Source organism: Rhizobacter sp. (assembly GCF_035702065.1).
In the GTDB taxonomy this organism is placed as follows: domain Bacteria; phylum Pseudomonadota; class Gammaproteobacteria; order Burkholderiales; family Burkholderiaceae_C; genus Rhizobacter.
Genome location: NZ_DASSRA010000082.1, coordinates 1 through 9,584 on the forward strand (window position 1 = coordinate 1; position 9,584 = coordinate 9,584).

Annotated in this window: 11 protein-coding genes; 5 read left to right on the plus strand and 6 right to left on the minus strand. The window is 67.4% G+C overall.

Translation table 11 applies throughout. The annotated features are described in order from the left end of the window. Positions 1-45: 45 nt before the first annotated feature. The 5 genes from VFL64_RS03895 (at position 46) to VFL64_RS03915 (ending at position 3,449) form a co-directional block, all read left to right on the plus strand. Positions 46-537 (plus strand): YbaK/EbsC family protein, encoded by a 492-nt coding sequence (locus VFL64_RS03895; RefSeq protein ID WP_489539073.1) that lies wholly within the window; start codon positions 46-48, stop codon positions 535-537. Further along, on the plus strand, positions 537-749 hold the full coding sequence (locus VFL64_RS03900) for a DUF1289 domain-containing protein (RefSeq protein WP_489539074.1): 213 nt from the start codon (positions 537-539) through the stop codon (positions 747-749). Before VFL64_RS03895 ends, VFL64_RS03900 begins: the two co-directional genes overlap by 1 nt. Then, positions 746-1,390: a DsbA family protein gene (locus VFL64_RS03905; RefSeq protein WP_489539075.1), complete on the plus strand. Its 645-nt coding sequence runs from the start codon at positions 746-748 to the stop codon at positions 1,388-1,390. Before VFL64_RS03900 ends, VFL64_RS03905 begins: the two co-directional genes overlap by 4 nt. A 162-nt stretch (positions 1,391-1,552) precedes the next feature. Next, positions 1,553-3,214 carry an MFS transporter gene (locus tag VFL64_RS03910; protein ID WP_489539076.1) on the plus strand — a complete coding sequence of 554 codons (1,662 nt, stop codon included), beginning with the start codon at positions 1,553-1,555 and terminating at the stop codon, positions 3,212-3,214. A gap of 97 nt (positions 3,215-3,311) precedes the next feature. Then, positions 3,312-3,449, plus strand: a complete 138-nt coding sequence (locus VFL64_RS03915) for a hypothetical protein (RefSeq protein WP_489539077.1) — start codon at positions 3,312-3,314, stop codon at positions 3,447-3,449. A gap of 48 nt (positions 3,450-3,497) precedes the next feature. Here VFL64_RS03915 and VFL64_RS03920 read toward each other — a convergent pair whose 3' ends face one another. The 6 genes from VFL64_RS03920 to VFL64_RS03945 all read right to left on the minus strand — a co-directional run bounded on the left by VFL64_RS03920 (position 3,498) and on the right by VFL64_RS03945 (position 9,342). Beyond that, positions 3,498-3,716 (minus strand): cysteine-rich CWC family protein, encoded by a 219-nt coding sequence (locus VFL64_RS03920; RefSeq protein ID WP_489539078.1) that lies wholly within the window; start codon positions 3,714-3,716, stop codon positions 3,498-3,500. Between the two features lies 1 nt (position 3,717). Further along, positions 3,718-4,536: a hypothetical protein gene (locus VFL64_RS03925; RefSeq protein ID WP_489539079.1), complete on the minus strand. Its 819-nt coding sequence runs from the start codon at positions 4,534-4,536 to the stop codon at positions 3,718-3,720. A 140-nt stretch (positions 4,537-4,676) separates the two neighbouring features. Next, positions 4,677-6,218, minus strand: coding sequence for a malonate--CoA ligase (locus tag VFL64_RS03930; RefSeq protein ID WP_489539080.1), 1,542 nt, complete (start codon positions 6,216-6,218; stop codon positions 4,677-4,679). Between the two features lie 129 nt (positions 6,219-6,347). After that, positions 6,348-7,334: a Bug family tripartite tricarboxylate transporter substrate binding protein gene (locus tag VFL64_RS03935; protein ID WP_489539081.1), complete on the minus strand. Its 987-nt coding sequence runs from the start codon at positions 7,332-7,334 to the stop codon at positions 6,348-6,350. 24 nt (positions 7,335-7,358) lie between these two features. Further along, the gene (locus tag VFL64_RS03940; RefSeq protein ID WP_489539082.1) at positions 7,359-8,660 is read right to left on the minus strand and encodes a malonyl-CoA decarboxylase; all 1,302 of its coding nucleotides are present in this window, start codon (positions 8,658-8,660) and stop codon (positions 7,359-7,361) included. After that, complete coding sequence (locus VFL64_RS03945; protein WP_489539083.1) at positions 8,653-9,342, minus strand: GntR family transcriptional regulator; 690 nt, start codon at positions 9,340-9,342, stop codon at positions 8,653-8,655. Before VFL64_RS03945 ends, VFL64_RS03940 begins: the two co-directional genes overlap by 8 nt. Positions 9,343-9,584: the final 242 nt, after the last annotated feature.

Genomic DNA, 9,584 nt, shown 5'->3' on the forward strand with positions numbered 1-9,584 from the left:
GCGCGTGGGCAAGGCCTTGCTGGCCAAACGAGAGAAAGCGACTGCATGAGCAGCAACGACACCATCGACCGTCCCGAGGGCTTCAAGCGCGTGAGTGCGCTGCTGGCCGAGAAGGGCCACCCGCATGCACCGGTCTACCTCGACGTCACCGCACGTACCGCGCAGGAAGCCGCCGATGCGCTGGGCGTGCAGCTCGGCCAGATCGCCAAGAGCGTGGTCTTCAAGCGCAAGCAGGACGGCGTGGCCGTGCTGGTCGTGACATCGGGCGACCTGCGTGTGGACGTGGAGAAGGTGGCCGCGCTTGCCGGCCCGGTGGGCCGCGCCGATGCCGACTTCGTCAAGGCGGCCACCGGCTTCACGATCGGTGGCGTCTCGCCGGTGGGGCACGCCTCGCCGCCGGTGATGCTGATCGACCGCGAGCTCGCGCGCTTCGACGAGATCTGGGCCGCTGCGGGCCACCCCAATGGCGTGTTCAAGCTGACGCCGTCGCAGCTGCAAGCGCTGACCGGCGCCCCCATGGCTGACGTGACCCCGTGATGGACGCAATGAACAGCCAGCAAGCCGTCCCCAGCCCCTGCGTCAGCATCTGCCGCATGAACGAGCAGAGCGGCCTGTGCGAAGGCTGCTGGCGCACGCTCGATGAGATCGCCAGCTGGTCGACGATGGGCGATGACGCCAAGCGCGCCGTGTGGCAGCTGATCGAGCAACGCCAGGCCGAGCACCCCTTCTTCACCACGCCTGCGCCATGAAACTCCTGCGCTTCAGTTTCGATCCTGTGTCGCCTTACGCCTACCTCGCCTTCGAGCGCCTGCCGCAGGTGCTGGAGGGCCTGAGCATCGCCGTCACCTACCAGCCGATCCTGTTCGCGGGCCTGTTGCAGCAGTGGGGGCAGAAGGGGCCAGCCGAGATCGCGCCCAAGCGCGACTGGACCTACCGCCAGGTGCAGTGGCTGGCACACCGCCATGCGCTGCCGTTCGACCTGCCGGCCGCGCACCCGTTCAACCCGCTCGCGCTGCTGCGCCTGCTTGTTGCCGCGGCACCGGCCGGCGGCACGCCCAACCGCTGGGCCTGCGAACAGGTGCTGCACCATGTGTGGCGCGGCGGCGCCGACGCGGCCGATGCGCAGCGCCTGGCTGCACTCACACAAGCGCTGTCGCCACAGCGCGACCCGGCCAGTGCCGAGGTAAAGGACGAACTCAAGGCCGCCACCACCGAGGCCGCTGCGCGCGGTCTCTTCGGCGTGCCCACGGTCGAGGTCGACGGGCGCGCGTTCTGGGGGCTCGATGGCCTTGAACTGCTGTCGGCCTATCTGCGCGGCGACGCGTGGTTCGACGGCCCGGCGTGGAGCGCCGCAGCGCAGGTGCCGGTGGGCATTCAGAGAAAACCCTGATCTCGCAAGCCCTGTGGTTCTCGCATGAAGAAATGAAAGCTCAGGGTTGCACCTGAGTTTGTCAGCCTCGCATCAGCGTCGTGTCAGGGCAGGGTCAGAGCCTGCCCGGAAGATGCTGCCAGCCTCATCGTTGGTGGGGTACCTATACGAGGAGAAACATTCATGGCAACTGCATCTGCGGCCAGCAAGCCGATGACGCCGGAGGAAAAGAAGGTCATCTTCGCCTCCAGCCTCGGCACCGTGTTCGAGTGGTACGACTTCTACCTGTACGGCACGTTGGCCGTCATCATCGGCAACCAGTTCTTCTCGGCGCTCGATCCGGCATCGCGCACCATCTTCTCGCTGCTGGCCTTCGCCGCGGGCTTCATCGTGCGGCCGTTCGGCGCGCTGGTGTTCGGCCGCCTTGGCGACATGATCGGCCGCAAATACACCTTCCTGGTGACCATCCTGATCATGGGCTTGTCGACCTTCATCGTCGGCCTGCTGCCCAACTACAACTCGATCGGCCTCGCCGCACCGGTGATCCTGATCGGCCTGCGCATGCTGCAAGGCCTGGCCCTCGGCGGTGAGTACGGAGGTGCCGCCACCTACGTGGCCGAGCACGCGCCGCACGGCAAGCGCGGCCTGTTCACCTCGTGGATCCAGACCACGGCGACGCTGGGTCTGTTCCTGTCGCTGCTCGTCATCCTGGGCACGCGTACCGCCATGGGCGAAGCCGCGTTTGCCGAATGGGGCTGGCGCATTCCGTTCCTGGTGTCCGTGATCCTGCTCGGCATCAGCGTGTGGATCCGCCTGAGCATGAACGAATCGCCCGCCTTCAAGAAGATGAAGGAAGAGGGCAAGACCTCCAAGGCCCCGCTGACCGAGTCCTTCGGCAAGTGGAAGAACCTCAAGATCGTGATCCTGGCCCTCGTCGGCCTGACCATGGGCCAGGCCGTCGTCTGGTACACGGGCCAGTTCTATGCGCTGTTCTTCCTGACCGGCGCGCTGAAGGTCGACGGTGCCACCGCCAACATCATGATCGCCATCTCGCTGATCATCGGCACGCCCTTCTTCATCGTGTTCGGCGCGCTGTCCGACCGCATCGGCCGCAAGCCCATCATCATGGCCGGCTGCCTGGTTGCAGCACTGACCTACTTCCCGCTCTTCAAGGCGCTGACCGAAGCGGCCAACCCCGACCTCGCCGCCGCACAGGCCAAGAACAAGGTCGTCGTGGTCGCCGACCCGGAGCGCTGCTCGTTCCAGTTCAACCCGACCGGCACCGCCAAGTTCACGAGTTCGTGCGACATTGCCAAGCAGGTGCTGTCGGCCGGCTCGGTGAGCTACGACAACGAAGCTGCTCCCACCGGCTCGGTGGCGCAGATCAAGATCGGCGACAAGGTCATCCCCGGCTTCGAGTCGAAGGGTCTGGCCCCCGATGAACTGAAGAAGCAGGACGCCGCCTTCAAGAGCGCCATCTCCGCAGCGCTGAAGGAAGCCGGCTACCCCGCCAAGGCCGACCCGGCCAAGATGAACAAGCCGCTGATCGTGGCCATCCTGACCCTGCTCGTGATCTACGTGACCATGGTCTACGGCCCGATCGCAGCCATGCTGGTGGAGATGTTCCCGACCCGCATCCGCTACACCTCGATGAGCCTGCCGTACCACATCGGCAACGGCTGGTTCGGCGGCCTGCTGCCTGCGACCGGCCTGGCCATCGTGGCGCAGACGGGCAACATGTACAACGGCCTCTGGTACCCGATCATCTTTGCCTTGATCACCTTCGTGGTGGGCATGCTGTTCGTGAAGGAAACCAAGGACGTGGACATCTACGCCCACGACTGACCCCAGACACGCGAACCCCGACGGTGTCGGGGTTCGCGCCTGGCATCGTTCAACTCCGTTTTACCGCTCTTGCGCTGTACAGAAAGCTGAATCAATCATGTGGAAGATCATCGTGCCCGTCGTCGTCATCGTGGGCCTCGCCCTGTGGCTCCTCAGCAAGGGCGGCGACATCGACATGAGCGGCGAGAAGCACGGCATCGAGGTGTCTCCGGCTGCGTCGGGGGCATCGCATTGAGCGTCCACTGAGCGAACGCTTTCTCGTTCGGCTGCGGGCCGGCCAGTCTCAGGACTGAGCCGGCTTTTTCACGTCTGGAGGGCTGGCTTCGGCGAGCTGCGCCAGGCAGGCCATGCACACGCAACGGTCGTACTGCGCGCGCAGCATCTGGGTGGTGGTGGCCGACAGCGTGAAGCGGCCGCAGGCGCAGGGGAGGGGTTCGTTCGCGCCGCAGTGAAAGGCGCCGCCGCAGCGCGGGCAGCTGGCGTTGTCGCTGCTGTCGTTCACATCAGGTGCGGCGACGGCGCGCCAGCACCGCGGTGGCCAGGGCCAGGCCGCTCAGCCAGGCCCAGCCGAGGGCGCCGCCACCGGAGTCGTCATTCGCAGGTGCTGGCGTGGGGGTCGAGCCCGCCACCGAGCCGTTGAGGGCGACCGTGCGCGTGAAGTTGGTCGTGCCTTGCCGCAGCGAAAGCGTCAGCGTGGCCGAGTCGGTGCTGACGCTGGTGGGCCGGTACGTGACCGAGAAGCTGCAGCTGCCCGCGGGCGCCAGCGTCGAGCCGCAGCCGCTGCCCCGTGTGAAGGCCGGGCTGCCGGTCAGGCTGATGCTGGTGATCTGCAGGTTGGCCGTGGTGGCGAACGAATGCTGCAGTGTGAGGTTCTTGGGAACGGACACCCCCGAGGCCGAGGCCGCGAAGGCAAGCACGTTGCCGTTGGTGGTGACCATCTCGGTGGCGGTGACCTTGGGCGTGTCGGCGATGTAGGCCGCGATGTCGGCCACCTGCTGCGCATCGAGGTCGTTGAACTGGTTCATGCCGCCGATGCGGCTCATGGCCGAAGTGAACCGCGCATAGGCCGTGACGTAGCTGATGTCGGCGAACGCCGACCCGCCGATGGCGATGCGGCGGTTGCTCACGTCGGGCATGTGGCAGCTGATGCACGGCCCGGTCAGCGGCAGGTTGGTGGCGTTGACGGTGTCGTTGAACAGCGTGCGGCCCGCCACCGGGTCGGGCGTGCTCTGCGCGCTGCTCGGCGCGGTCCACAGGGCCAGGCAAGCCAGCGCGGCTCCGGCCAGGAGCCAGCGGGTGGGAATGCGTTCGAGGAAGTTCATGGTGTGGCGGGCGCGCACCGGCCCCGGGTTTCTTGTGCTGCCGATTTCATCGCGTTGCCCTGCGGCGCGGGAGCGAGGTTGTTACGCGGTGTATGGCCGGGCGGACTCGCCCGGCGCACGGCGCTGCGTCTGCTTACCACTCAGACGGCGGCGAACAAGGTCTTGTGCTGTTCGCGCAGCAGGTTCTTCTGCACCTTGCCCATGGTGTTGCGCGGCAGTTCGTGAACGATGTACACCCGCTTGGGCACCTTGAAGTTGGCGATGCGGCCCTTCAGCGCCTGCTGGATCGCGTCGCCGTCGAGCGCGGCGCCGGGGTGAGCGACCACCACCGCCACGCTGGCCTCGCCGAAGTCGGGGTGGGGCACGCCGATCACGGCACTCTCGGCCACGCCGGGCATCTCGTTGATGAAGCCTTCGATCTCGGCCGGGTAGACGTTGTAGCCGCCGGAGATGATGAGGTCTTTGCTGCGGCCGACGATGGTGACGTAGCCACGCTCGTCGATGCGGCCCACGTCGCCGGTCTTGAACCAACCGTCGGCGGTGAACTCTTCTTTCGTCTTCTCGGGCATGCGCCAGTAGCCGGCGAACACGTTCGGGCCCTTCACCTCGATGCCACCGACCTCGCCAGCCGGGCAGTCCTGCCCCGCCTCGTCGTGCACCCGCAGCTGCACACCGGGCAGCGGGAAGCCCACGGTGCCGCCGCGCCGCTCGCCGTCCTTCGCGTCGTAGGGGTTGGAGGTGAGCATGGCCGTCTCGCTCATGCCGTAGCGCTCGACGATGGTGTGGCCGGTGCGCTTGCGCCAGGCGTCGAAGGTCTCGATCAGCAAGGGCGCCGAGCCGGCGAGGAAGAGCCGCATGTTCTTGCACGCCTCGTGCGTGAGGCCGGGCTCGGCCAGCATGCGCACGTAGAGCGTGGGCACCCCCATGAACACCGTGGCCCGTGGCAGGTGGGCGACCACGGCCTTGGGGTCGAACTTGCTGAACCAGATCATCTTGCTGCCGTTGAGCAGCGCGCCCTGGGCGGCCACGAAGAGGCCGTGCACGTGGAAGAGCGGCAGCACGTGGATGAGCACGTCGCCTTCCTTCCAGCCCCAATACGACTTCAGCGTGAGCGCGTTGCTGAGGATGTTGCCGTGCGTGAGCATCGCGCCCTTGCTGCGCCCGGTGGTGCCGCTGGTGTAGAGGATGCAGGCGAGGTCGTCGGCGTTCTTCTGCGCCGGGGTGTGCCGGTCGCTGTGGTGTGCGGCGCGCTCCAGCAGGCTGCCCGTGCGGTCGTCGTTGAGCGTGAAGACGTGGGTGCAGCCGGCCTTGAAGGCGATCTGGCTGACCCAGCCGAAGTTCTTGCCCGAGCACACCACCACCGCCGGCTCGGCGTTGCCGACGAAGTACTCGATCTCGGCCGCCTGGTAGGCGGTGTTGAGCGGCAGGTACACATAGCCGGCGCGCAGCACGGCGAGATAAAGCATCAGCGCCTCGACCGACTTCTCGGTTTGCACCGCCACGCGGCTGCCGGCGGGCAGCTTCAGCGAGTCGAGCAGGTTGGCCAGCATCGCGGTGGCGCGGTCGAGATCGCGCCAGGTGTAGAAGGACGGCGGCGCACCGCCGTCGGCCGTCTCGATGGCGGTGCGGTCCAGGTCGTGCGGGAAGGCGCCGCGCAGGGCGGCGAAGAGGCTGTGGTTCATGGCAGATGCTTCAGCGGTGGAGGGCGTCATCCCGGCGGAGGCCGGGATCCACTGGGTGTGCGGTCGGTGCGTGTGGACTGCGAGGCAGTTTGCCAGCAGTGGATCCCGGCGTTCGCCGGGATGACCGTGTCACTCAAGCACAGCGCCCGAACGCTTCACCACGTCGGCCCAGCGCCTGGTCTCGCTGCTGACGAACTTGCCGAAGGCCTCGCCGTAGAGGTCGGGGGTGTCGGTGCCCAGGCCGTTCCAGGTCTTCTTCAGCTCGTCCGAATTGAGCGCCTTGTGCAGCTCCACGCGCATGGCCTCGACCAGCTCCTTGGGCGTGCCCTTGGGCGCCCACAGGCCGTACCAGGTGGCCACCTGGTAGGTGGGCACGCCAGCCTCGATGCTGGTGGGCACCTCGGGGAAGCCGGGCGCGCGCTTGTCCGCCGCCACCGCCAGCGCCTTGATGCGGCCGCCCTTGATGTGCACCGCCGAGGAGCCCAGCCCGTCGAACATCATGTCGACCTGGCCGGCGATCAGGTCTTGCAGGGCGGGGCCCGCGCCGCGGTAGGGAATGTGGGTGATGAAGGTCTTGGTCTGCAGCTTGAAGAGCTCGCCGGCCAGGTGGTGCGAGGTGCCGTTGCCGGCCGAGCCGTAGTTGAGCTGGCCGGGGTTTTTGCGCACGTAGGCGAGCAGTCCGGCGAGGTCGTTCACCGGCACCTTCTTGGGGTTGACGACGATCACCTGCGGCACGCTGGAGATCAGCCCCACCGGGATGAAGTCGGTCTCGAGGTTGTATTCGAGCTTGGGGTACATCGAAGGCGCGATGGCGTGGTGCACCGCGCCCATGAAGAAGGTGTAGCCGTCGGGTGCGGCCTTCGAGGCCACCGTGGCGCCCACGGTGCCGCCGGCACCGCCCTTGTTGTCGATGATGAACTGCTTGCCTACATTCTTGGTGAGGATGGCCGTGAGCGGTCGCGCGAAGGCATCGGTGCCGCCGCCGGCAGGGAAGGGCACGACGATGGTCACGGGACGGTTCGGCCAGCCGGGTTCGGCGGTGGCCCAGGGGGCGGCGAGCGCTGCGGTGGTCAGCAGCGTGGTTTGCAGAACGCGTCTGCGCGTCAGGTGGATCATCGTGTTGTCTCCTGGTTGGATGTGTCAGATGAGGTTGGCGACGGCGCGCGAATGTGCGACCTCGCCGTGGACGAATTGCTCGTGGCTGGCTTCGACCTTCTGCAGGTCATAGAGGTAGTTGACCATCATTCCGAAGGACTGCTTCACGCCTTTGCGCGACAGATCGCCCAGCCGGTTGAGGCGCTCCAGCCGCGCGCCATTGTCGAGGTGGAAGCGCGCGACCGCGTCGCCCTGCGGCGTGGTGCTGTGGAGCACCAGGTAGGCGGCACACAGGCGGCTCAGCGCCTCTTGCTCGGGCTCGCCGAGCGACTGCAGCAGCGCGGCATTGCCCAGCGTGGCGAGGTCGCCGCCGCTCGCAGCGAGCAGCAACTCGCGCGCCTGCGCCAGCCGCTCGGCGGTGGCCTTGCGCAAGCTGTCTGGCAGCTCGGCCGGGCCTTGCAGCCACTTGGCGAAGCCGGGGATGGGCGAGAGCGTGCAGAAGCGCCGCAGCTGCGGCAGCTCGCGCTGCAGCTGCTCGGCCACGCGCTTGATCAGGAAGTTGCCCAGCGACACGCCTCGCAAGCCCGGCTGGCAGTTGCTGATGGAGTAGAAGGCCGCCACCTTGAACTGGTCGGGCGGCAGTGGCTGGGCCCGCTTGTCGATCAGCGGCGCGATGGCCTCCGGCATCTCGGGCAGCAGGGCCACCTCCACGAAGATCAGCGGCTCGTCGGGCAGCTGCGGGTGGAAGAAGGCGAAGCAGCGGCGGTCGGGCTGCAGGCGGCGGCGCAGGTCGTCCCAGCCGTCGATCTCATGCACCGCCTCGTGGCGGATGATCTGCTCCAGCAGCTGTGCGGGCGAGTTCCAGTCCACCCGCTGCATCTGCAGGAAGCCGGGGTTGAACCACGACGACAGCAGGTGCAGGAAGTCGCTCTCCAGCGCACGCAGCTCGGGCTGTGCGCCCACGCGTGCGAGCAGCTTGCGCCGCATGGCCACGATCTGCGCGGTGCCGCCGGGCGTGCGGTTGATGCGGCGCAGGAGCTCCTGCCGCGGCGGCTCGGCAAGGTGGGTCAGGCGGATCAGGTTCTCGGCCGTGGGTTCGTCCGCATAGGCCTGGGCCACGGCCAGCACCGCCGCCGGGTCGGGGCTGAAGTCGCGCGAGAGGCGCTCGAAGAAGCCGCTCTGCTGGTCGTCGGGCAGGGCGCTGAAGCGCGTGACGAGCTGCCGCGCAATCACCACGCTGTTGGCTTCGCCGCGCTCGGACAGCAGGCGCTTGCAGTCGAGCATGAGGCTGCGCAGCTGGCGGTCGTTGCCCACGCGGCGCGCGGCGGATTTCAGGCCATCAAGCATGCTGCTGTTCTCCTGCCTTGTCTTCATGTGCACGCAGCGCCTTCAGCGCGGCGAGCTGGGCCATCAGGTGATCGTGCATCACGCGTTCGGCGCGCGCGGCGTCGCGTTGCTCGATGGCGGCGATGAGCACGCGGTGCTCGTTGATCGAATCGGCGATGCGGCCCGGCCAGTTGAGCTGGCGTCCGCGCAGCAGCCGCATGAACTTGCGCAACTCGTTGGTGGCGCGGTCGAGCCAGGGGTTGCCGGCGAGCGCCTGCACGGTGCTGTGGAACTCGTGGTTGGCGCGGTAGTAGCCGTCGATGTCGTTCGCCGCGGCGTGCGTCTCCAGCGCCTCGTGCAGGCGGCGCAGCGTGGCAATGCCCTCGGGCGTGGCCTTGCGCACCGCCTCGTAGGCGCAGCGCCCTTCGAGCAGGGCCATCACCGGGAAGAGCTCGTCGGCATCGTCTTCCGACATCTCGGTGACGCGGCAGCCCTGCCGCGGCACCAGTTGCACCAGGCCTTCGGCGGCCAGCACCTTGAGTGCCTCGCGCAAGGGCGTGCGGCTGATCTGCCATTCGCGCGCCAGGGCCAGCTCGTCAATCCATGCGCCCGGGATCAACTGGCGCTCGAACACCATGTGGCGCAGGCGCGAAGCCACTTCTTCATGCAGCGAGGCAGGGCGCAGGGGCGTGGGCTCGACCATGGTGGATGGGCCTTGGCGAAGAGGGGTCGAGGCCAACTCTAAGTGGCGTAATTAGTAATTACATGCGTGGAAGTGCGTAGTGAAACGCGTCGCACCAAAACCCTGCTGGGCGCGTCACTTCACTTGTGCGCAAGGGTGAGGCGCCTATGCTTGTGCACCGCAGCAAATGCTTTTGCAACAACACAGGGCAGTCCATGGCAGACCACATCTCGCCGCTGGAGGAAGAACCCCACGGCACGGTG

What these genes read in the sequence shown, in the direction of transcription:
- VFL64_RS03900 (WP_489539074.1), top strand. Translation starts at nt 537, where the DNA reads ATGGACGCAATGAACAGCCAGCAAGCCGTCCCCAGCCCCTGCGTCAGC.
- VFL64_RS03910 (WP_489539076.1), top strand. Translation starts at nt 1,553, where the DNA reads ATGGCAACTGCATCTGCGGCCAGCAAGCCGATGACGCCGGAGGAAAAG.
- VFL64_RS03940 (WP_489539082.1), bottom strand. Translation starts at nt 8,660, where the DNA reads ATGCTTGATGGCCTGAAATCCGCCGCGCGCCGCGTGGGCAACGACCGC.
- VFL64_RS03930 (WP_489539080.1), bottom strand. Translation starts at nt 6,218, where the DNA reads ATGAACCACAGCCTCTTCGCCGCCCTGCGCGGCGCCTTCCCGCACGAC.
- VFL64_RS03925 (WP_489539079.1), bottom strand. Translation starts at nt 4,536, where the DNA reads ATGAACTTCCTCGAACGCATTCCCACCCGCTGGCTCCTGGCCGGAGCC.
- VFL64_RS03915 (WP_489539077.1), top strand. Translation starts at nt 3,312, where the DNA reads ATGTGGAAGATCATCGTGCCCGTCGTCGTCATCGTGGGCCTCGCCCTG.
- VFL64_RS03905 (WP_489539075.1), top strand. Translation starts at nt 746, where the DNA reads ATGAAACTCCTGCGCTTCAGTTTCGATCCTGTGTCGCCTTACGCCTAC.
- VFL64_RS03895 (WP_489539073.1), top strand. Translation starts at nt 46, where the DNA reads ATGAGCAGCAACGACACCATCGACCGTCCCGAGGGCTTCAAGCGCGTG.
- VFL64_RS03935 (WP_489539081.1), bottom strand. Translation starts at nt 7,334, where the DNA reads ATGATCCACCTGACGCGCAGACGCGTTCTGCAAACCACGCTGCTGACC.
- VFL64_RS03945 (WP_489539083.1), bottom strand. Translation starts at nt 9,342, where the DNA reads ATGGTCGAGCCCACGCCCCTGCGCCCTGCCTCGCTGCATGAAGAAGTG.